The organism is Leclercia barmai, assembly GCF_049312895.1.
Classification (GTDB): Bacteria; Pseudomonadota; Gammaproteobacteria; order Enterobacterales; family Enterobacteriaceae; genus Enterobacter; species Enterobacter barmai.
The window spans coordinates 1,679,137-1,701,846 of sequence record NZ_JBMNWZ010000001.1 but is presented as its reverse complement, the minus strand read 5'-3'; the positions used below and the strand labels follow the sequence as shown (position 1 = coordinate 1,701,846).

At 59.5% G+C, this 22,710-nt stretch carries 12 protein-coding genes; 11 read left to right on the top strand and 1 reads right to left on the bottom strand.

Translation table 11 applies throughout. The features are described from left to right. Positions 1-5 precede the first annotated feature (5 nt). Entirely contained in the window at positions 6-893 is an 888-nt protein-coding gene (locus ACOYA6_RS08010) for a dihydrodipicolinate synthase family protein (RefSeq protein ID WP_039028541.1), read from the top strand. Between the two features lie 611 nt (positions 894-1,504). On the opposite strand, the gene ACOYA6_RS08005 is transcribed toward ACOYA6_RS08010, so the two are convergent. Then, positions 1,505-2,428 carry a hypothetical protein gene (locus ACOYA6_RS08005; RefSeq protein WP_422654460.1) on the bottom strand — a complete coding sequence of 308 codons (924 nt, stop codon included), beginning with the start codon at positions 2,426-2,428 and terminating at the stop codon, positions 1,505-1,507. A 495-nt stretch (positions 2,429-2,923) separates the two neighbouring features. Between ACOYA6_RS08005 and ACOYA6_RS08000 the strand changes: the two genes are divergently transcribed. From ACOYA6_RS08000 to ACOYA6_RS07955, 10 genes are all read left to right on the top strand, one after another. Beyond that, entirely contained in the window at positions 2,924-4,516 is a 1,593-nt protein-coding gene (locus ACOYA6_RS08000) for an arylsulfatase (RefSeq protein ID WP_039028543.1), read from the top strand. A gap of 48 nt (positions 4,517-4,564) precedes the next feature. Further along, positions 4,565-5,860, top strand: coding sequence for an anaerobic sulfatase maturase (locus ACOYA6_RS07995; protein WP_422654459.1), 1,296 nt, complete (start codon positions 4,565-4,567; stop codon positions 5,858-5,860). Continuing rightward, positions 5,857-6,852: an AAA family ATPase gene (locus tag ACOYA6_RS07990; RefSeq protein ID WP_422654458.1), complete on the top strand. Its 996-nt coding sequence runs from the start codon at positions 5,857-5,859 to the stop codon at positions 6,850-6,852. Before ACOYA6_RS07995 ends, ACOYA6_RS07990 begins: the two co-directional genes overlap by 4 nt. Then, the gene (locus tag ACOYA6_RS07985) at positions 6,852-7,757 is read left to right on the top strand and encodes a DUF58 domain-containing protein (RefSeq protein ID WP_422654457.1); all 906 of its coding nucleotides are present in this window, start codon (positions 6,852-6,854) and stop codon (positions 7,755-7,757) included. The genes ACOYA6_RS07990 and ACOYA6_RS07985 overlap by 1 nt, the downstream gene beginning before the upstream one ends. Continuing rightward, positions 7,758-8,198 carry a DUF4381 family protein gene (locus ACOYA6_RS07980; RefSeq protein ID WP_422654456.1) on the top strand — a complete coding sequence of 147 codons (441 nt, stop codon included), beginning with the start codon at positions 7,758-7,760 and terminating at the stop codon, positions 8,196-8,198. Beyond that, positions 8,191-9,168, top strand: a complete 978-nt coding sequence (locus ACOYA6_RS07975; protein ID WP_422654455.1) for a VWA domain-containing protein — start codon at positions 8,191-8,193, stop codon at positions 9,166-9,168. The genes ACOYA6_RS07980 and ACOYA6_RS07975 overlap by 8 nt, the downstream gene beginning before the upstream one ends. Beyond that, the gene (locus tag ACOYA6_RS07970; RefSeq protein ID WP_422654454.1) at positions 9,165-10,688 is read left to right on the top strand and encodes a tetratricopeptide repeat protein; all 1,524 of its coding nucleotides are present in this window, start codon (positions 9,165-9,167) and stop codon (positions 10,686-10,688) included. Before ACOYA6_RS07975 ends, ACOYA6_RS07970 begins: the two co-directional genes overlap by 4 nt. Next, entirely contained in the window at positions 10,685-11,695 is a 1,011-nt protein-coding gene (locus tag ACOYA6_RS07965) for a PDZ domain-containing protein (RefSeq protein WP_422654453.1), read from the top strand. The genes ACOYA6_RS07970 and ACOYA6_RS07965 overlap by 4 nt, the downstream gene beginning before the upstream one ends. A 3-nt stretch (positions 11,696-11,698) precedes the next feature. Continuing rightward, complete coding sequence (locus ACOYA6_RS07960) at positions 11,699-12,694, top strand: HAD family hydrolase (RefSeq protein WP_223075410.1); 996 nt, start codon at positions 11,699-11,701, stop codon at positions 12,692-12,694. A 257-nt stretch (positions 12,695-12,951) separates the two neighbouring features. Continuing rightward, on the top strand, positions 12,952-22,644 hold the full coding sequence (locus ACOYA6_RS07955) for an autotransporter-associated beta strand repeat-containing protein (protein WP_422654452.1): 9,693 nt from the start codon (positions 12,952-12,954) through the stop codon (positions 22,642-22,644). Positions 22,645-22,710 lie beyond the last annotated feature (66 nt).

Genomic DNA, 22,710 nt, shown 5'->3' with positions numbered 1-22,710 from the left:
TCAGGATGTTTACAGGTCTGAGCGCATTTCCCCTGACGCCGCTGGTGAAGGGTGAGATCGATGAAAAAGCCTTCGTGGCGCTGATTGAAGCGCTGGCGGCGGCGGGGGTGAATTCCATCGGGGCGCTGGGCTCTACGGGGAGCTATGCCTATCTGACGCGGGAGCAGCGTTTTGCCGCCACCCGGCTGGCGGTAAGCGCTGCCGCAGGCGTGCCGGTGATGACCAGTATCGGCAGCGTCAACGCGGAAGAGATCCTGAGGCTGGCAGACGATGCGCAAAAAGCCGGGGTGAGCGGCCTGCTGCTGGCACCGCTCTGCTACCAGAAGCTGACGGCGGAAGAGGTGTTCCGCCTGTACGAGCGCGTGTGCGGTGAAATCTCCGTTCCGCTCTGTATCTACGATAACCCGGCCACCAGCGGTTTTGACTTTACTGATGAGCTGCTGGTGGCGCTGTCGGCGCTGCCTAATATGGGTTCAATTAAGCTCGGCTATATTCCGGCGGATCCGGCGGAGGCTTCCGCCCGCGTGACGGCGCTGAAAAGCCAGGTGGCAGAGGGGGTGACGATTGGCATCAGCGGTGATGCGCAGTCGGCAGCCGGTCTGCTGGCGGGGTGCGACGTCTGGTACTCGGTGCTGGGTGGGCTTTTCCCGGATTATTGCCTGCGGTTGACGCAGGCCGCGCTGCGGGGGGATGTGGAGGAAACCCGGCGGCTCAACGACGCGCTGGAGCCGTTGTGGGGGTTCTTCCGTCGGTACGGGAGTTTGCGGGTGATTGCGACGGTGGCGGAGTTGACGGGCAGGGTTGCGGCGCCGTGTTTGCCGTTCCCGTTGCAGACGCTGGCGGGGGAAGAGCGGGAGGCGCTGGGACAGGTTTGTCGGCCCGCGCAAGCGTAGCGCCGCCGGGCGGGGCACGGTGCACCATTGCCGGGTGGCGGCTTCGCCTTACCCGGCCTACGAACGGCCACGAACGGCATTTGTAGGCCCGTGCAAGCGCAGCGCCGCCGGGCAGGGTTTATTCCCTCTCCCCTTTGGGGAGAGGGTCAGGGTGAGGGGAACATGCGGATGCGGTGGTGGTTCCGTTCACCATAGTTTCCTTGCCGGGTGGCGGCTTCGCCTTACCCGGCCTACGAACTGCCACGAACTGCATTTGTAGGCCCGTGCAAGCGCAGCGCCGCCGGGCGGGGTTTATTCCCTCTCCCCTTTGGAGAGAGGGTCAGGGTGAGGGGAACATGCGGATGCGGTGGTGGTTCCGTTCACCATAGTTTCCTTGCCGGGTGGCGGCTGCGCCTTATCCGGCCTACGAACGGCCACGAACTGCATTTGTAGGCCCGTGCAAGCGCAGCGCCGCCGGGCGGGGTTTATTCCCTCTCCCCTTTGGGGAGAGGGTCAGGGTGAGGGGAACATGCGGATGCGGTGGTGGTTCCTTTCACCATAGTTTCCTTGCCGGGTGGCGGCTTCGCCTTACCCGGCCTACGAATTTTTGTAATGCCGCCGGGCATGGCACCTTAAAAACTCATCGCCAGGCCGATCCCATATCCGCTGGTATTCTGACCAAACATGTAGCGCGCCACCAGGCGCGTGCGGGTGACAAAGACCGGATACTTGCTGCTGTCCAGCTCGATACCTGCCCCAACTGAACTCAGGCTGTTAAACCCGAGCCTACCGCGCTGCTCGCCCAGATATTCTGTATGCGCGCCTTCCAGCACATAGCGCACCGGGCTTTTTAACAGCGTCCAGTCGGAGATGGGCGCGCGACGGCGCAGGTAAAGGCCGAGGTTCTGGGTGTTCGCATGCCCGTCAACGGCATCGGAAGTGCTGCCGAAGGTTTGCAGGCGCATTGCCGAGTAGCGCAGTTCTATATCAATATCCTGGGGTTTTGATACCAGTTCATAGTCGAGCATCAACGAACCGCCGGTGCCGTAAGCATTCAGCCTGCCGCCATCCAGAAAATCATAATCCGCGTGTCGACGTCGCTCGATGACCCATGCCCCGATGCGCACATCGCTGGCCATGGTGCCCAGCATCACATTGGCTATCGGGCGCAGGATCAGATTTCCGCCCCAGCGATCGCGATGAAGATGGAAATCCCAGCCAATTCCCCCGGTACCGGTCAGGCTGTTCCAGCGGGTGGGGATGCGCCGTGTTTCCGTGCCATTGCTTACCACGAATTGCGGGTCGTAACGGCTGTAACCCAATGCCCCTTCAACGTAAATCGGGAAGGATTCGCTCAGGGTGGCGCCGCCGCCAAACTGCGTGATGGTGAGTTCGTTACTTTCATTGCTGCCGGTGCCAATATTCAGGTCGCTGGCGGTCACGTCAGGAACCACCATATAACTCATTAACGTCAGGACGGCATCCGCGCGCTGTTTTATCCGAGGGTTATCCACCGCATATGCCGCCGGGCTATAAACCATCGTGGCAGTCAGCATTAAAAGAAGACCGGGAAAAGCCACACGCATAACGCCTCGCCGCTTCAGCCAGCATGGGGGTTAATTAACTATAGAGCAGGAGAGTTTTTTTCAGAACCACCGGACGGCAGCTGATGAACCTTTCAAGAGGGCATACCGATACTACATCAGCGAGATATTTTTATATTATACAAAAAGTTAAAAATAAAAGAGGTTTAAAAATTTCATCTCTTCTTTAGTCGCTTTTTTCGATTGATTTGTGCTTTTGGGAGTAAATAACAGATGAATTCAATGAAGCGACAATTACACGCAACGATACACCAGCGAGAACGATAACTCGCATATTGTGAATTTAAACTAAATTTAATTAATTATTTAAAATCATTAAGTTAAATATTTTTCTTCATGTGGCTCTGCTATTTTTTATCCATTTTTAAATGTTTTATTTATGACAATTGCCCCATTCATCAGTAGGTTGCCTATACTTTTTTTGCCTCTAATGAAAGGAGTTCCACCATGCTCAAATCCGTTCCATTCAAGCGGACAGTGTTGGCCAGTATGCTAACGCTTGCATCGAGTGCAATTACCGCAGCCTATGCAGCACCCGCTTCATCTACAACCACGGCTCCAACTGCTCCAGAGCAAAATAATTCAAAACCCAATATTGTCGTTATTTTTGGTGATGATGTGGGTTACTGGAACCTCAGTACTTATAACCAGGGCATGATGGGTTATAAGACGCCAAATATCGACAGTATTGCCAATGAGGGGGCGAAGTTTACCTCCTATTATGCCGAGCAGAGCTCAACGGCCGGGCGTTCGTCCTTCATCACCGGGCAGATGCCGTTCCGTACCGGGATGAGTAAGGTGGGCATGCCGGGCGCGCCTCAGGGTCTCAGCAAAGACGATCCTACCATTGCCAACATCCTTAAACAGCTGGGCTACGCCACCGGGCAGTTTGGTAAAAACCACCTCGGTGACCGGGATGAGTTTTTACCTACCGCCCACGGGTTTGATGAGTTCCTCGGTAACCTTTACCACCTGAATGCCGAAGAAGAACCTGAGAACCCGGACTACCCGAAAGATCCTGCATACCGTAAACAGTTTGGCCCGCGCGGCGTAATTAAGAGCAGCGCTGACGGCAAAATCGAAGATACCGGTCCGCTCACCATCAAGCGTATGGGCACCGTCGATGATGAAACCCTCGCGGCCAACAACGACTTTATGGAGCGCCAGGTTAAGGCCGGTAAGCCTTTCTTCACCTGGTACAACACCACCCGCATGCACAACAAGACGCACCTGAAAGACGCCAGTATTGGGGCGACAGGGCTCGGAACCTATGCCGACGGCATGGTTGAGCATGATAAGACGGTAGGTGAAGTGCTGAAGAAAATTAAAGATCTCGGCATCGAAGACAACACCATCGTGGTCTACACCACCGACAACGGCCCGATGCTGGCCACCTGGCCTGACTCAGGGATGACGCCGTTCCGCGGCGAGAAAAATACCGGCTGGGAAGGGGGCTTCCGCGTCCCTGCGATGATCCGCTGGCCGGGCCATATCCAGCCGGGTACGGTGATCAACGATATCTTTGGCAGTAACGACTGGTTCCCGACTCTGGTGGCCGCTGCGGGTGTCCCGGACATCAAAGAGCAGCTGTTAAAAGGCTACAAAACCACCTCCATGACCTACAAGGTTCACCTGGATGGTTATAACCAGCTCGACTTCCTGCAGGGCAAAGGTGAAGACCCGCGTAAAGAGTTCTTCTACTGGAGTGATGACGGTGATCTGCTGGCCATCCGTTACGGCCGCTGGAAAGCGCACTTTATGATTCAGGAACATACCGGCATGGACGTCTGGCGCTATCCGTTTACCGTCCTGCGTGCGCCGATGATCTTCGATCTTGAGATCGACCCGCTGGAGAAAGGCGATACCGGTATGGATTACAACAACTGGTTCTACAGCCGTCTGTTCCTGTTGGGCGGCGCGCAGAAATACGTTGGCGAGATGCTGCAAAGCTTCCAGGAGTTCCCGCCGCGTCAGAAACCGGGCTCGTTTACCGTTTCCGACGTCCAGTCGCTGATTGAGCAAGGCGCGAAGAGTAATTAATTGTCGTTAAACCCGGGTGGGCAACCACCCGGTCATCAGGGGATCGCGATGAAGTACAGCACCACGTTGCCTGTTAAAGCGTTACCGTCCGCAGAAAAATATGACGGCAAGGGGCCAGCGTATACCAGACGCTTCCATGTCATGGCGAAACCCACCGGCTCGACCTGTAATCTCGACTGTTCATACTGTTTTTATCTGCACAAAGAAGAACTTCTGCATCAGGACCGTCACACCGGCATGAGCGATGACGTGCTGGAAAACTTCATTCGCCAGTACATTGATGGTCAGGATGGCGATCAGGTGGTGTTCTCCTGGCAGGGCGGTGAGCCGACCCTGATGGGACTGGAGTTTTTCGAAAAGGTAGTGAAATTCCAGAAACAGTATCAAAAGCCCGGCCAGCGCATCGAAAACGACTTACAAACTAATGGCGTGCTGATCAACGATAAATGGGCCGAATTTCTTAAAGAACATCGCTTTCTGGTGGGGCTGTCCATCGACGGGCCACGAGAACTGCATGACCGCTACCGCGTGACGCGCAGCGGCAAACCGACCTTCGATAAAGTGATGAAAGGCGTTGAGGCGCTGAAAAAATACAAGGTGCCCTTTAACGCCCTGGTGACGGTAAACCGCACCAATGCGCGCTTCCCGCTTGACGTTTACCGCTTTGTCACCCGTGAACTGGGGGCGACCTACGTCCAGTTTAATCCCTGCGTGGAACCTGTCGATTTCAAGAGCACCGCACCGCAGTTCTGGCGTGATGAGACCATCCCGGTAACCGGCACCCGCCGTGCCAGACCGGGCGATTTAGATTCTATCGTCACCGACTGGTCGGTGGATCCCGACGACTGGGGCACTTTTCTGAAAACCGTGTTCGAAGAGTGGGTGAATAACGATTTAGGCCGCGTGCAGGTGAACCTGTTCGAAACGGCGGTGGCGCAAACCATGGGGATGCCCGCGCAAATCTGTACCGCCTCTGAGTTTTGCGGTAAAGGACTGGCGGTGGAGAAAAACGGCGATATCTACTCCTGCGACCACTATGTCTACCCCGAATACCAGATCGGCAATATCGCCGACACAAAACTGGCGCACATGGCCTTTTCCGAACGGCAGAAAGCCTTCGGTTTAGGTAAAAAAGAGACCCTGCCGGAATACTGCAAACAGTGTCCTTATCTGAAATTGTGCTGGGGTGAATGCCCGAAAAACCGCATTGTCCGCGCCCCGGACGGTGAAGCCGGGCTCAACTATCTATGCCCCGGCATCAAAGCGTTCTTCAATTATGCCGAGCCGATCCTGGTCGGTATCGCCACGCTTCTGAAACGTGACTTTGCAGGATTGCGTAAATGACAAACAGAGAAAAACTGCTTCAGCTTGAGCAGCGCATGAATCAACAGGTATTGGGCCAGGAGTCGGTCGTAAAAATGCTGATTGTGGCGCTGCTGTGCGATGGGCACGTCCTGCTGGAAGGGCTGCCGGGACTGGCAAAAACCCGGGCGGTACGCGAGCTGGCCCGCCATGTGGAAGGGGAGTTTCGCCGCATTCAGTTCACACCGGATCTGCTGCCCTCTGACATCACCGGCAGTGAGATTTACCAGCAAAATGCCACCCGTGAAGAGGACCAGTTCCGCTTTCGTCCAGGGCCGGTGTTCGGCAACATCATCCTGGCGGATGAGATAAACCGCGCCTCGGCACGCGTGCAGTCAGCGCTGCTGGAGGCGATGGAGGAGCGTCATGTTACCGTCGCCGGAAAAACCTGGCCGCTGCCCGGCGTATTCATGGTGCTGGCGACGCAAAACCCGGTGGATCAGGAGGGGACCTGGCCACTGCCGGAAGCCCAGCTCGACCGCTTTTTAATGAAAGTGCTGGTGGATTACCCGTCAGGTGAAAACGAGCAAAAAGTGATGCAGATGGTGCGGGCCGAACAGCAGCAGAAGTATCTGGCGCAAAGCTCTGAGCCTGCCGTTGAGCCAGAAACCCTGATGCTCTCTCAGCAGGATATCGCCACCTGCTGGCAGGAGATCTCGGCGATTCATGTTGCCCCAACCATTGAAAATTACATTGTGAACCTGGTGAACATGACCCGCCATCCGCAGAAGGTCAGTGACACGCTGGCGGGATACATTGGCATCGGCGTCAGCCCGCGCGGTACCCTGGCGCTGGACCGCTGTGGACGCGCCCTGGCCTGGCTGGAGGGCCGCGACGCGGTGCTGCCGGAAGATATTCAGCGCGTTGCTCCGCCGGTACTGCGCCATCGTCTGATGCTGAGTTATCAGGCCAGTGCCGATAACCGTTCTGCGGACGACATCATTCGGATGTTACTCGACGCTGTGGTGGCGTGATGGACAGCGCACTGCAGGTCGATCGCGACACGCTGATGGCGCTGGCAGGGGAAGCGCGGTTGCTGACCAATCCGCCGGGGCAAATTCCGCCCGGTGCGCTGGCCGGGGAGCGCGTCTCCCGTCAGCAGGGGCGTGGGCTTAACTTTGACAGCCTGCGCCGCTACCAGCCCGGCGACGACGTGCGGTTGATTGACTGGCAGGCCACGGCGCGCCTGAGAACGCCCTGGATCCGCCTCTATAACGAAGAGCGCGAGCGTCCGGTGTTTCTGATTGTCGACCAGCGGCTGGATATGTATTTCTCCACCCGCGGGCAGACCAAATCCGTTGCCGCCGCCAGAATTGCCGGACTGCTGGCCTGGCGCAGCTGGCACGACGGCGACCGAGTCGGTAGCGTGGTATTTGGCGACAGCGATTACAGCCTGCAAAAATGCCGTGCCCCGGCCCGTAATTTACCGGCAGTGCTGGATGATGTGCTGCGCTATAACCAGGCGCTACCTTCGCGCTATCCTGACGAAACCCCTGCCTCTGTCTCGCTTACCCACGTATTGCAACGCACCATGCCCCTTATTCCGGCGGGCGCGTGGGTGGCCGTACTCAGCGATTTTCACGACCTGGATGCTGCCGGAGAAGCTTTGTTAGCAGGCCTGAGACGACGCTGTGAGATCAGCGCTTTCATCACGCTTGACGATCTGCACCTGCGGCTCCCTGCGCACGGCGATCTGGCCGCCCGCTATCAGGGGCGTGAGGCTGCGTTTTCGCTTTCACCTCAGCTAAAAGATGAAATCGAGCAGAGCATTGCCTCCCGGCTGGCGCGTCTGGAAAATCGCCTGACACGCCTCGGTATTCGCGTTAATCAGATTGTGGTCACTCAGGATCTTATCAAACAGTTACAAAAGGGCCTCTGAATGCTGGAAAAAGGATTTAGCGTTCCTGAGCTCGCCGTTCCGGCGCTGCCGCAGGGTATCTCCTGGATTCCATTACCTCCAGGCTGGTGGGTGACGGGCGGAGTGGTGCTTATCGCATTGTTGCTGTTAGCCCTGTTCCGTCTGGCGCGCTGGCGGCGTAACGCCTGGCGTCGGGAAGCGCGGGCCTCGCTGCAACAACCCCACAGCGTGGATGGCTGGCTGGAACTGATCAAACGCATCCTGCTGATGCACCAGCCACGCGCCAGCGTCAGCAACGCCATCACCCCGGAACAGCTGCTGCAAAAGGTCGACATCGACGATGATTTGCGCCAGCAGTTAAGCGTCCGATATTGCCAGCCCGATAACCAGCTCGACGCCGGTCGCACCGCGCGTTTGCAGCTTCAGCTGAAAAACTGGCTGGAGAAACTGCCCTATGTCTGAGTATCTGAGCCGGATCGATTTCGCCTGGCCGTGGGCAGCGTTGCTGATTTTTCTGCCGTTAATTGGCCGCTATTTTTTGTCGCAGGATCGCGAGGTCAAAGAGCAGGTCCGGGTCCCGTTTTTACCGGAACTGATTGATGAGCTGAAGCTGAACAGCCAGCCGGTGCGCACCGGTAAACTGTCCAGCCTGCTGTTCTGGCTGGTCTGGCTGCTGCTGGTGGTGGCGCTCTGCCGCCCGGAGTACCTCACGCCGCCCCAGCATATTCAAAAACCCATGCGTGACGTGGTGCTGATCCTGGATGTTTCTGGTTCGATGGCGAAAAACGATGTCCAGGGCGGGGTGACACGCCTGCAGGCGGTCCAGGCATCGGTGAGAAAATTTGTCGCGGCCCGGCAGTCGGATCGCATAGGTCTGGTGATATTTGCCAGCCAGGCCTGGCCGTTTGCGCCGGTCAGCGAAGATAAGCAGGCGCTGCAAACGCGCATCAATCAACTGGCTCCCGGCATGGTTGGCCAGCAAACGGCCATCGGTGATGCGCTGGGCGTCGGGGTCAAACTGCTGGATAACACCACCGATAAAGCAGCCAGTAAACTGGCTATCCTGCTCACTGACGGCAACGATACCGCTTCGCAGCTGGCACCGGCTCTGGCCGCTCAGCTGGCCGCTGCCCATCACGTTCAGGTGCACACCATCGCCTTTGGTGACATCAACAGTACCGGGGATGACAAAGTGGATCTGCCGCTGATGCAGAACATCGCGCAGATCACCGGGGGGCAATCCTGGACGGCGGCCAACTCCGGGGCCGCGCTGGACAGCGTCTGGAAAGAGATCGACGCCATCACCCCAGTACAGGTGAAATCCATCGGCTGGTCGTGGCACGTTCCGCTCTTCCAGTGGCCGCTGCTGCTGGCGCTGGGGCTACTGGTCCTGCTCGCGGTTGGGCGATTCATTCGGGAGAGAGCCGCATGAGTGATTTTCACTTCACCCATCCCTGGTGGTTAGCGGGTCTGCTCGTTTGTGCGCTGCTGTGGTTTGTGGCGACCGGACAGCGCAGCGCCTGGCAGCAGATTATGGATAAACCCTTTGCCAGGGCACTCATTATTGGACGCAAAAAGCGCATCACCCGGGTATTGCCGTGGCTCTGCGCGCTGGGGGTGATCGCCCTGGCAGGCCCGACCTGGCAGCGGGAACTGCCCGCTGCCCTGACGCCGCAAAGTAATCTGATGGTGGTGTTACAGCAGGATCCGGCCATGTACGCCCAGGATCTTGCGCCCAGCCGCCATCAGCGGATGCAAAGCAAAATTATGCAGCTGATGTCGCGCTCAACCGGCACGCATTTTGGGCTGGTGGTGTATAACGCCCAGGCTTACCTCACCACGCCGCTGACCGTCGATCCCTCGTTCTACTCGCTGTTTCTTCACGCGCAAAATCCTGCGCTGTTGCCCGAGGGCGAAGGCTCCGGGTTACGGCAGGCCATCGCTCTGGCCCTGAAAAATATGCCGGAAACCCCCGATGCGCCGCGCAATATTTTACTGATCGCCGATACCCTCTCGCCGCAGGATGCGGCCTGGCTCGCACAACAAAAACTGCCGCTGCAGATTTGGGTGCCCGGTACGGCGCGCGGCGGCGAACTGCCTGACGATTACGCCCAGCGTGGGATCGATACCCGCCTCAACGTCGAACGTTTCAGCGGCCTGCGTGATGGCGGTATTCCCGTTACGCTGGTGAGCAATGATGACAGCGATCTGCCGGTAATTACCCGTCACGTCCAGCAGTCGGTGGCTTCGCAGAACAACGCCCGCGGCGATCTGCACTGGAAAAACAGCGGGTATCTGCTGGTGATCCCGATGCTGCTGTTGCTGCTTTTCGGACGGCGGCAGCTGATTTGTGCCCTGATCGTTGTCGTGCCGCTGCTGTATGCCCCGCAAAGTCAGGCCGCCTGGCTGGATGCCTGGGTAAGCCCGGATATGCAGGGGCAGCTGGCGTTCAACAAGGGCGACTACGCGAAAGCAGCGCAACGTTTCCAGGATCCGCTCTGGCAGGGGATTGCGTACTACCGCGCGGAGGATTTTGTCGCCGCCGCGTCAGCGTTTCGTCAGGCTCCGCAGACCGCCGATACGCTTCTGTGGCTGGGCAACAGCTACGCCGGACAAAAGCAGTGGCAGCAGGCCCTTAACAGCTACGATCGCGCGTTAAGCCTTCGTCCTGACTGGGCGCTGGCGCAAAAGAACCGCGCCGCTATCGCTGCCATTATCATGCAGTTGCGCCAGAAAGAGCGCGACCGCCAGGCTGCCCAGGGCAAGGAGCAGGACTACAAGCCCGACGAGATTAAGCACGATCTGAAGAAAGGTCAGGGGGTAAATCAGCAGGATCTTGAGCCCACGGCCAGCAGTAATCCACAGGTGGAGCAGTGGTTCGACAATCTGGAGGTATCACCATCCGGCCTGCTGGAAAATCTCTACCGCGCCAGTACGGAGCCGACGCCATGAAAGCCTTTCTTCTTCTGCTGTTGCTGGCGGTAATACCCGCCCGCGCGGCGATGGATATCACCCGCGAACTGGTCGCACCTGAACATGTCGCGCCAGGCCAGCCGGTGGTTATCGCGGTCACCTTCTGGACCGACAGCTGGTTTAATCCGCCCCCGGAATGGCCCGATTTTGTGATTAAAAACGGGGCATTAATGACCACGCCGCTGCCGAATCAGCTGTTAAGTCGCCGCCAGGGAGGAACAAGCTGGAGTGGTATTCGCCTCGAAAGACAGGTGATGGCGTGGGATGAGGGCGATCTGCTGCTGCCCGCCACGGAGGTCACGCTCACTTCTGCCAGCCAGGCCCCTGTCACCGTGCAATTGCCGGAGCTGAAAACCGCGGTGGCGTGGCCTGAGGGCGTGGAGCAGCCGGACCGCTTCCTTCCCGCCAGTAGCCTGACCCTGACCCAGAAAATTACCCAGTATCACGCCAGCAATGACGGCGAACTGCGGGTGGGGGATGTGGTGGAGCGCGCTGTTACGGTGAATGCCACCGGCATTACCGCGGCGCAGGTCCCGCAGATCCTGTATGCGATCCCCGGAACCGATACCCAACGGCTGACCCCCGAAAACACGTTGCTGAAGTCGGGGCGCGGTCAAATCGAAGGGGCTCAGCGGGTGGAGAAGCTGCGCTATCTCCCGTCCCGGGCCGGTACGATTGTCATTCCGCCCGTTAAATTGCGCTGGTGGGACACAGCCCATCAGCAGTGGCAGGTTGCCGAATTACCGGGGTCCACGTTGCAGGTGGCCGAAGCGCGCGCGCAGGGCAGCGAATCGGCACTTCGGGGGACAACGGATGAACATCACTGGCGAACGGCGCTGATCCTCGCGGCGGTCGTTATCCTGGCTGCCGTTATCCTGTTGACGCGACGTCTGCTGTGGCGAAGCCTTAAATATCTCCATCATAGGTGGCGCAACTTTTGGGCTCCTGTCCCTCTGCCCAAACTGACGCCTGAAAAAAAGAGGTGAACGATGAATAAAAAGTTAATGCTCAGCGTGCTGCTGCTTGGTGCCGTCAGCGGTGCCCATGCGGCGGATCCGCTCTCAGCCTGGAATGATACCGCAGCAAAAAACGCTATCGTGCAGTGGGTACAAAATGCCACGAATCAGGACCGCGCAACCTTTATTCCGGCGGACAAACGTTACGTGGTGTTTGATAACGACGGCACCCTGTGGCCTGAAGCGCCGTTGACGTTCCAGCTGCAGTTTGCGGTGGATGAAGTCAAACGCCTTGCGCCGCAGCATCCGGAATGGAAGAACGATCCGGTGCTGGGCGCTGTGCTGAATAACGACCTGAAGGCGGTCGCTGCCTCGGGTGAAAAAGGGCTGATGCAGCTTCTGGCGGCAACGCACAGTGACATCACCACCGAGGAGTTTGACCAGCGCGTCAGCCAGTGGGTGGATAACCAGCGCGATCAACGTTTTGGCTGCCGCTACGACACCATGGGCTACCAGCCCATGCGCCAGCTGCTGGACTATCTGCGGGAGAACGGCTTTAAGACCTGGATCATCTCTGGCGGCGGAATCGACTTTATGCGGGTGCTGAGTAATAAAATGTACGGCATTCCGCCTGAGCAGGTGGTCGGCTCGTTTGCGCTCAGCGACTTTACGCTGACCGATAACGGCACCCAGCTGCGCAAAACCATGAAAGGTGCTTTCAACGACGATGCCGCCGCCAAACCGGTGGCGATCCACCTGTTTATGGGGCAACGTCCGGTGGCCGCCTTTGGTAACAGCGACGGTGATTTAGCCATGATGCAATACACCGCGGCCAATCCGGATTACAGAACATTTGGGCTTATTGTTCATCATACCGATGCCGATCGGGAATATGCCTATGACAGCCATCCTCCTGCCAGCGGAAAACTGGTAGAGGGCTTAAGCGTAGCGAAAGAAAAAGGCTGGACGGTGGTGGATATGCAAAAAGACTGGAAGACCGTTTTCGATCCGGCACTGTGTAAAAAATAGCCTCTGGCCTGTTTCCCCCTCTTTTACTATCAGCCTTATTCAGGTCGATTTAAAAGAGGGCTTCAGGGTGGATGTACTCTGAATAATGCGTAGTTTTTCTCCCTTCCTCATTACTTTTTCGTATTGAATTTACCGGGCTTTCTGCCAGGTAAAATAAATTTATTCGACTAACCTAAATATATTCATTGTCTGAATGTTTCTTAACTTTTCCGCGTATTTCCATAGATTTCAAACTATTGGGTTAGACAGGGTATGTTATGAACAAAATATATCGTCATGTATGGAGCCATGTGGCAGGCTGTTTTGTCGCGGTAGGTGAACTTTCTACTTCGCATACTGGATCAAAACGTTGTCGGCGCCGCTTATTGGTCACCCGCGCCGCTCCGGTATTACTCTTCGGTTTATCCGGTGTCGCTTCTGCTGACGATGTTAACTGGGCTTCGGTTTACCCCAGTTATTTATTCTCAACCGATCCTGCTTATAACTTCGATACCGTCATTAACACCGGCATTGCATTCAGCATCGATAATGAGGTTTTACCGAATCATTATGCGCCGGGCACCACGCTGAATATTCTCGGGCCGATACCGGTAATGCCGGATGTCACTGCCGGGAATGGCGTTAGCGGACGCACGGTGGCAGTAACCAGTGCCTTGCCCGGGGCCGTTGCGCCCGAAGGCGATCGCATCCTGACCATCACGGCCACCGATTCGCAGGGGGTCGAAACACCTATTACTTCAGCCAATATCGGTGAGTTTACCTATTCGCCAAACCCGGCCAACCCGCAGCAGGATCAGGAGCTCAACGTTGAGGTTCCCGGACTGGACGGCAGCTTCCAGGTCATCAGTATTTACGACTCAAATACCTTTGTTTCCTCGGATGATACCCCGGTCGGGAACATGCAGTTGTCGGTGTATGACCCCAACTCCGTCCGGATCATGAATGGGTTTGGGATCGCCGAGGTGGGGAATGATGGCGGCACGGCGAACATTAACGTCGGGGCGGATACCAACGGCGCAACGCCCATAGCCGCAGCGGAAAACACTCTCGATCTATTGACCAAAAACTCCACTCTGGCGCGGGCCGATGCGGGAGAGACCGCTACCAGCGCAGTGAACTGGCTGTCCGATAACTACATTCATTTCCGCCCTGCGGCGGTGGTCAGTGCGCAAGCGCAGAGCGTGGGGGCGCAAAGTACCCAGTATAACTACACCCTGACGTTACCGAACTACACCGAATTGCCCGGCGGGCGGGTGATTCAGGTGGGTACCCGCGAATTTAACATCACCTCCTCCGATGACATCGCCGATGTAAATAACTACCTCACCGGCCAGGGCGCGTACGCCGGAAGCCCGCAAATTCAGTACTGGCTGACCGCGGGTGCTGAGGTGGATGGCGAAGTAATTGATTCGGCGGTAGAAGCCCAGACCGTCTATAACAGCATCATCACCGGGTTACTCAGCCAGGCGCAAAGCACCCAAATTAATCTCACCTATAACGTCTGGGAAGACAGGCTGGCGCATAACAATAACGCCACCCTCGGCACCGGAGACTTGCGGGTGATCTATGCCAACGGCACGGGCGCAACCGGGACCGTCACCACCGACGCGAGCCTCGCCGTGGATGGGGCCTCGGCGGTGATGGAGGCATTCGACGGCGGGGCGATCGTCAACAACGGCACCATCAACGCCTGGCGCAGTAGCGGCAGTAGCCCCACCTCGGCGGCGATGCTGGCCAGTTACGGCACGGCGCTGAATACCGGGGTGATTAACGCCGGGCTATTCCTTGAGAAAGACGGCGTTAACCAGAATGTGAGCAACGCCGGTAGCGTAGGGATGGTTGGCGTAACGAACGCCACGCTCACCAACCAGGGTTACATCAATGTTGCGGTAACGGATAACGCCTCCCGTACCGCATGGGGGATGGCCGTTGGCGGTAACAGTACCCTCAGCAATACCGGCACTATTACCCTGACGGGTAACAGCCGTAATCCCGATGGACGGGCTGCCGGGTATGCGATTTACAGTGAGTCAACGGGCACCGTGACCAATGCCGGGCAAATTTATCTTGGCGCAACGCCTGTTATCTCCGGGGAGACCCCGGAGGCGGTGAATCTGGTGGGCAGCGGGGCGTTAAGCGCCGGGATGTACACCACCGGCCAGGGCAACATGGAGAACACTGCCGACGGTACCATCACGCTGCTCTCCGGCACCCGCAATGCCGCAGCGATGCTGGTTGAGGGCGGCACCGAGGCGGCGACCAACAACGGCCAGCTGAACGTGCTGGGTACCCTGACGCCAACGTCGACCGGCGAGACCTCTGCTGCCGCCAACTACGGCATGTACGTCAAAGACAATGGCGGGGTGGTGACCAACAACGGGAATATTTTTGTTGATGGTGACAACAACATCGCCCTGAATATCCTGGCGCAGTCCGCCAACGCCTCCCTGAACTCCACCGCCAGCAGCGAGATTGTGGTGGGCAGCGCGGGGGATACCGGCGGCACCGATAACCAGCCTTACACCTACCGCAACTACGCCGTCTATGCCGAAGGCCTGAACAACAATGCCGCCCAGGTGACGCTGGATTCCGATATCAGCCTGTTATCGGCGGGGGCGATTGGCGTGCACGCCCGGGGCAATGCCACCATTGATATCGGGGCAGATGCGTCACTGTCGTTCCAGAACTCGCAGCAAATCGGCTATTACGCCTGGGGCCAGGGCTCCAGCATCAATATCACCAATGCCACCATTACCGACAGCGCCCAGACCCAGTCGATTCTCTTCGTTGTCGATCACGGGGCTGTCTTCAACGGTGATACCGGGACCGGCAGCAGCTACGATTTGAACGTTTCAGGCCAGGGCTCGACGGGGGTCTTTGCCAACGGCGTGGACGATCTGAACAATGCCGATCCGGCGGATGACGTCGCCACCCAGTTAACCACCGGGGATGCCACCATTAACGTCTCCGGCGCGGGTGCGGTGGGGGTCAAATTGACCGGCGGGGCCAACGGGGCGATCACCGAAGGGGCGATTAACCTGACGGGCGATAACACCACCGCCGTGCTGGTGGACGGGCGTAACTACAACATCGACGCCACTATCGATCCCGATCCGCGCTTAACCCGCGTCACTTCCGATGCGGTCATCACTTCTGCCGCCGGGCAGACGGGTATTGTGGGGTATAACGTCGGCTACCTCGGCAATCTCACCCTGAATGCGGGGGCGGCGATTGACCTGCTGGGGAACAGCAGCACCGGGATTATTTTACATAACAACGGCGAGGCCACGGTCACCGCGCCGGTCAGCGTCGCTGGCACCAACAACATTGGCGTGGATATTCAGAACGCGGGTCTGCTGAACAACAGCGGGGCGATCACCGTTTCGGGGGCCGCTGGCAGCGGTAACATCGGTCTGCGGGTGCAGGGGGCGGGCGCAACGGTCAGCCAGCTCGGCACCGTCACCGCCAACGGCGGCCTGGCGGCGGTGCAGCTGGCGGGTAACGGAGCGACGCTCACCGTCAACGGCACGGGTAACCAGATCACCGCCAGCAACGGTGCGGACGGGGTGCGCATCGACAGCACCGGAGCCTCCTCCTTCAACGCCAGCAACACCACCATCGACGTGACCGGAACCGGGGCGGGCATCAACAACAATGCCAGCTCCAGTAACATCAACCTGAACAACGTGACCATTAATTCCGGCGATGGTCCTGCTATTCGCACGGCGGTGACCTTCACCGCAGAAGGCACTGGCAACGTCCTGAACGTGGCGGGCAGCGGCAGCGGGTTTGCCTTTATGCAGGCGGACGGCTCGCAAACCACCGGCGATCTGACCATCGGCACCGGCTACACCATCAACGGTAACGGCACCGACAGCACCGGGGTGCTGGCGCGCACCTCCGGCAACGTGAACTCCGGCACTTCCATCACCATGGGGTCAACCGCCGGGGCGGCGATTGAGGCGACCAACGCCAGCAGCCTGAGCAACAGCGGGGTCATCACCACCAGCAGCGACACCGGCAGCACCATCCTGGCGCAGAACACGTCGGCATTCAGCAACAGCGGCACCATCACCTCCACCAGCACCACTAACGCGCAGTCGCTGATCGCCCTGAACGGCACCGCCGTCAGCCGCACCATCACCAATACCGGCAATATCATTAGCCAGAGCGAGGACGCGACGGTTATTTATGCCTCGGGTACGGCCAATAACACTGTCGTCAACACCGGCACGCTGCGGGCTGCCAGCGACACGGCGCAGGTGGTGCTCACCGGCAGCGGCGTTGATGTGATGAACATCAACGCCGGAACCACCCAGGGGGAGATCACCCTCGGCAGCGGCAGCGACCAGTTTGGCTTTACGGCGGGCGAATTCGCGGGCGGCGTGACCTTCACCGGGGCCGACGGCAACGACAGCGCCACCTTTGGCGATGTGAGCATAACCCGCGTTCGCCACGTGCTGAGCGAAGGGGGCATCAACAGCACCCTGACCTTTAACGGCACCCACAGCAATGCCGGGTCGGCGAATATCGGCTCGCTGGCGGCGGACGATCTGGCAACGGGCACCAACATCGGCACCGGCTGGAGCACCCTGACCCTGGACGGCGATCCCACCGATATCCGCGTGGTCAACGATCTTGCCCTTTCTGGCGCATCGCAGATCAACGTCAACAACGGGGCGACGCTGCGCACCGGGGATAATGCCGTTACCAGCGGCGAGGCGACGGTTCGCCAGTACAACATTGCCACTGTGGGCGCTAACAGCCTGGTGTCCTTTGACGGCGCAGGGGCTCAGACCTATAGCGGCGTCATCTCCGGCTCCGGCGGCATGGAGCGCATCGGCGGCGGCGACACCGTCCTGCTGGGTGACAACACCTACACCGGCAATACGCTGATCGGCCCGGATTCAGAGCTGGCGCTGGGCAACGGCGGCACCACCGGGAGCTTATCCACCACCACCAACATCACCGACAACGGGCTGTTAACCGTCAACCGTTCAGACGACGTGGCGTTAAACGGCGTCATCTCCGGCAGCGGGGCGTTCCGCCAGCTGGGCAGCGGCGTGACGCGTCTGGGCGGCAATAACAGCTACGCCGGAACCACTACCGTCGAGCAGGGCACGCTGCTGATCAACGGCGTGCAGACCGGCACCGGGCTGACCAGCGTGCAGTCTGGCAGTACCCTCGGCGGCTACGGCACCCTGGGCGGCGACGTGGTCTTTGAAACGGGCACGGTATTACGTCCGGGGGATGATGCCCGCGGGAACGGCACCGGCGAGCTGACCATCAACGGCGACCTGACCCTGGCAAGCGACACCGACAGCCAGTTCCAGCTGGGAGAAGTTTATACCCCTGGCGGGGCGCTGAACGATCTGGTGACGGTAGCGGGCGATCTCACCCTTGATGGGGTGGTGAACGTGGCGCTCACCGCGGGGGGCAGCTTCCTGCCGGGGGTCTATCGCCTGTTTAACTACGGCGGGGCACTGATCAATAACACCATGGACATCGGCACCTTACCGCCGAACGATGCCAACCAGTATGCCATTCAGACCAACATCGCCAGTCAGGTCAACCTGGTGCTGGATTTTGTGGTGCCTTCCAACCAGCTCCAGTTCTGGGACGGCGATCTGAACGCCACCAACCACGGCGACGGCACCTCCGGCAACGGCATTGTCGATGGCGGATTCGGCTCCTGGAACGCCTTAATTGCTGGCACCAGTAACAACTGGACCCAGAGCAACGGCGTCGGCAACGCCCCGTGGTCCCAGCGCGCCTTTGCCGTCTTCCAGGGCGATGCCGATACCGTGCTGGTCAGCAATGCCTTTGGCGATGTCATCACCAGCGGGATGCAGTTTACGACCGACGGCTATGTGCTGACGCCGGATCTGATCAACCAGGATTCGCAGCTGCACATGGTGTCCACCGGCATCGCGGGCGTGATCACGCCGGATAACAGCTATGACGCGGTGGGCGGAACCCATGGCGACAGCTACTTCGCCATTCGCGTCGGGGATGGCGCGGCGGGTGCGGATGTGAATACCACTCTCAACGTTGACCTGGTGCAGGACAGCGATGCCGACGGGGCGATCCGCCTGCTGAAAACCGATCCGGGCCGTCTGATCCTCAACGGCGACAACCAGTACAGCGGCGGGACAGAGGTCTGGAACGGCACGCTGCAAGTGTCCAAAGATTCCAGCCTCGGCGACGCCGGGACCTTTGTGTTCCTCAAGAACGGCGCCACCTTCCAGACCGGGGCGGATTACACCACCGACCGCCTGTTTATCGTCGATGGCGTGGCGGGCGGTACGTTTGATGTGTACGGCAATACTTTCGCTTCCCAGGGGGGCATTGGCGGCGACGGCCCGCTGGCGGTGAGAGACAGCTCCACCGGAACGGGCGATGGAGTGCTGGATCTTAACGTCGCGAATACCTATCAGGGGAACACCACGATCACCGGTAAAAACGGCACCGGCACCCTGACCGTCAATGCCAACGCCACCGGCGCGCTGGGCCGGGCGGACAGCACTGTGAGCCTGACCGACGCGGCGCGCCTGAATGTGAATAACGACAGCGCGGCCCAGTCGCATCTGTTTGACGTCAACAACGCCACTCTGGCCTTTAACGATACGGCGACGGCGGACGGCAGCACCATCAATCTGACCAACGGTACCCTTGAACTGAGCGACACCAGCAGCGGCGGGGCGGCAACGATTAACGTCGATGCTGACTCGCAAATGCTGCTCTCCGGCAGCGCCGACGCGGGAACCAGCCTGACCACCAACAGCGGCACGGTAGCGTTCGCGGGCAATGCCCAGGCGGCGTCAGCACGCATCAGTAACCTGGCGGGCGGTAACGTCACGCTGGCGGGCTCCGCAGGCAATACCGCTATCGGGTCCCTCTCCGGGGCCGGGAACGTCGACCTGGGCGCGGCCACCCTGACGGAAGGTAACCTCGGCCTGAACGACACCATCAGCGGGATTATCAGCGGCATTGGCGGCGGGCTGGTGAAAACCGGCGGCGGCACCCTGACCCTGACCGGGGATAACAGCTACTCCGGCGCGACTGCGGTTCAGCAGGGCGTGTTGCTGGTCAACGGCGACCAGAGTGCGGCCTCCGGGGCGGCGACCGTCGATGCCGGGGCTACCCTTGGCGGCGCGGGAACCCTGGGCGGCAGCGTCAGCGTGGCGGATGATGGCCATTTGACGCCGGGCGCGACGCTGGACAGCGTGGGCGAACTCACCATGGGCAGCCTGACGCTGGCGCAGAACGCCCAGCTTGATTTCCAGTTCGGCCAGTCCGGCACCCCGGGCGGGGCGCTGAACGATCTCCTGACGGTGAACGGCGACCTCAACCTCGACGGCAAGCTCAATATCACCCAGACCCCGGGCGGGAATTTTGACGTCGGCGTCTATCGCGTGATCGACTACAGCGGCACCCTGACCAACAACATTCTGGAGATCGGCACGGCTCCCGCGGCGGCAGACGATCTCTATGTCCAGACCTCAATCGACGGCCAGGTTAACCTCGTGAACCGCACCGGGTACACCATGCGCTTCTGGGATGGCTTTGGCGGCGCGGGCGGGTCGCTGAAAAATAACGACGTGATCGACGGCGGTAACGGCGTCTGGCAGAACAGCAACGGCAATGATAACTGGACCACCGATCGCACTAACCCGGAAGGGGCATTTAACACCCCGTTCAGCGATGGCGCCTTCGCGGTGTTTGGCGGCGAGTCCGGCACCGTGACGGTGGATAACAGCCTCGGGGCGGTGACCATCAGCGGCGCGCAGTTTATGACTGACGGCTACGTTATTAACGACGGGGTGATCACCACCAACACCGCCGACACCGTTCTGCGGGTCGGCGATGGCACCCTGGACGGTGCAGGCTATACCGCCACCATTAACTCTCTCATTGCCGGCAGCGGCGGGCTGAATAAAACCGATCTCGGCACTCTGGTGCTGAACGGCAGCAATACCTATCAGGGCGGGACCGCCGTCAGCGGCGGGGTGTTGCAGGTTTCCGGCGATCCGAATCTCGGCGCTGCGGGCACTGGCATCACCCTCAGCGGCGGTACGCTGCGCTACGGTGCCGCGTTTGATACCGCCCGCGCCGTGACGCTCGCCGGGGACGGCGGGGCGATCGACACCAACGGCAACGATGTCTCGCTGCTCACGGCGATAGGCGGCAGCGGCAATCTGGCGAAACAGGGTGACGGCACCCTGACCCTGACTCAGGACAGCAGCTTCCAGGGCGAAACCACTATCCGTAACGGTACCCTGCAACTGGGGAACGGCGGCAACAGCGGCAGCGTGCTGGGGAATATCGTCAACCTGGCGACGCTGGTGGTGGATCGCGCCAACACCCTGGATCTCAACGGCATCATTAGCGGAACCGGTGATTTTATTCAGCGCGGTGAGGGCACTACCGTCCTGAACGGGCTCAACACGTGGTCCGGCTATACGCTGGTGGAAAACGGCACGTTACTGGCAGGTGGCGAGAACCGGTTCAGCAGTGCCTCCAGCCATATTGTCAGCAGCAACGGTCTGCTTGATACCGGCGGGCATAATCAGACCGTGGCGAACCTGGTGAACCAGGGCACGGTGAATCTGCGCGGCGGCGATGTGGGCTCGACGCTGACGGTGCAGGGCGACTATGTGGGTCTTGACGGCACGCTGAAAATTGCCGCCCAGCAGAACAGCCCCGGCGTGGCGGACCATCTGGTGATCGACGGCGGAACCGCCAGCGGCACCACCCTGCTGGATATCGACGTCAGCCGGCTTGGGGAGCCCACCGAGGGCGACGGCATTCTGGTGGTCGATGCCATCAACGGCGGCGTCACCACGGCGCAAACCACCAAAGACGCCTTCACACTCGGCTCCGACTATCTGACCGCCGGGGCCTGGGAGTACCAGCTATTTGCGGGGGATATTAATGGCGCGGGCGAAGACTGGTTCCTGCGTGCCGGCTATCGCCCGGACGTGCCGGGCTTCGATACGCTGCCGTCCATTATCCGTCAGGCGGACCTGTTTGTGCTGGGCACCCTGCACCTGCGCCAGGGCGACGAGCGGCCTTACCGGGCGGACAACCCTGCCGACCAGGAGGGACGTTTCTGGGCGCGTTACCTGACCAAAACCGTCGATCAGAAACTGGATGACGCCACAGGCAGCACCAGCCACAGCCAGTACAACGGCATGCAGATGGGGCTCGATCTGTGGCAGGACGATAAGTGGCGTGCCGGGATGTACACCACCTTTATGGATATCGACAGCGCCATCGACGGCAATACCGGGATGAGCGGCGGGGCGGCGTATAACTCCACCTTCTCCACCTACCTTGGCGGCTATGCCACCTGGACCGACACCGACGGCTTGTACGTCGATAACGTTCTGCAGTACGGCTATCACTCGGTCGATCTGAAAAACATGACCGACCATGAAACCTACCATCCGGACGGCAACTCGGTGACCGCCTCCGTGGAAGTGGGTAAACCCTGGTACTTTGGCGATACCGGCTGGGCATTTGAGCCTCAGGCCCAGCTGATCTGGCAGTGGAGTGATTTCGATGACGTCACCCTCAAGGATCCGGCCAAAACCCGCGTCAGCGTCAAGGCCGACAGCGCGGTGATTGGCCGTCTGGGGGCGCGTCTCACCGCGGAGTACGACACCAACCACGGCATAGTGAAGCCGTACGTGCGTGTGAACTACTGGCAGGAGCTGACCGACGGCCAGGATGAGGTGACCTACCGCAATACCGCCAACAGCAACGGCAAAACCACGCTGAAGGCCAACCAGCAGTTCTCCGCCACCGAGGCGGCAGTGGGTGCCACCTGGATGGTGACCGATGACGTTCAGGCCTACACCGAAGTGGGCAAAACCTGGGACAACAGCGGCAAAACCAGTCTCGATGCCGACATCTCGGCCTCGCTGGGGATGAAGATCCGTTTCTGAGTGGTATTGCATTAGCGAAACGCTGGTCTACGCTCAAATGAGCACAGACCAGCCGTTTCGCGGGCA

Bases quoted from the DNA above. Each gene is read 5' to 3' on its own strand.
- ACOYA6_RS07980 (WP_422654456.1), top strand. From the start codon at position 7,758: ATGCTGGAAAAAGGATTTAGCGTTCCTGAGCTCGCCGTTCCGGCGCTG.
- ACOYA6_RS08005 (WP_422654460.1), bottom strand. From the start codon at position 2,428: ATGCTGACTGCCACGATGGTTTATAGCCCGGCGGCATATGCGGTGGAT.
- ACOYA6_RS07960 (WP_223075410.1), top strand. From the start codon at position 11,699: ATGAATAAAAAGTTAATGCTCAGCGTGCTGCTGCTTGGTGCCGTCAGC.
- ACOYA6_RS08000 (WP_039028543.1), top strand. From the start codon at position 2,924: ATGCTCAAATCCGTTCCATTCAAGCGGACAGTGTTGGCCAGTATGCTA.
- ACOYA6_RS07990 (WP_422654458.1), top strand. From the start codon at position 5,857: ATGACAAACAGAGAAAAACTGCTTCAGCTTGAGCAGCGCATGAATCAA.
- ACOYA6_RS07995 (WP_422654459.1), top strand. From the start codon at position 4,565: ATGAAGTACAGCACCACGTTGCCTGTTAAAGCGTTACCGTCCGCAGAA.
- ACOYA6_RS07970 (WP_422654454.1), top strand. From the start codon at position 9,165: ATGAGTGATTTTCACTTCACCCATCCCTGGTGGTTAGCGGGTCTGCTC.
- ACOYA6_RS08010 (WP_039028541.1), top strand. From the start codon at position 6: ATGTTTACAGGTCTGAGCGCATTTCCCCTGACGCCGCTGGTGAAGGGT.
- ACOYA6_RS07955 (WP_422654452.1), top strand. From the start codon at position 12,952: ATGAACAAAATATATCGTCATGTATGGAGCCATGTGGCAGGCTGTTTT.
- ACOYA6_RS07965 (WP_422654453.1), top strand. From the start codon at position 10,685: ATGAAAGCCTTTCTTCTTCTGCTGTTGCTGGCGGTAATACCCGCCCGC.
- ACOYA6_RS07985 (WP_422654457.1), top strand. From the start codon at position 6,852: ATGGACAGCGCACTGCAGGTCGATCGCGACACGCTGATGGCGCTGGCA.
- ACOYA6_RS07975 (WP_422654455.1), top strand. From the start codon at position 8,191: ATGTCTGAGTATCTGAGCCGGATCGATTTCGCCTGGCCGTGGGCAGCG.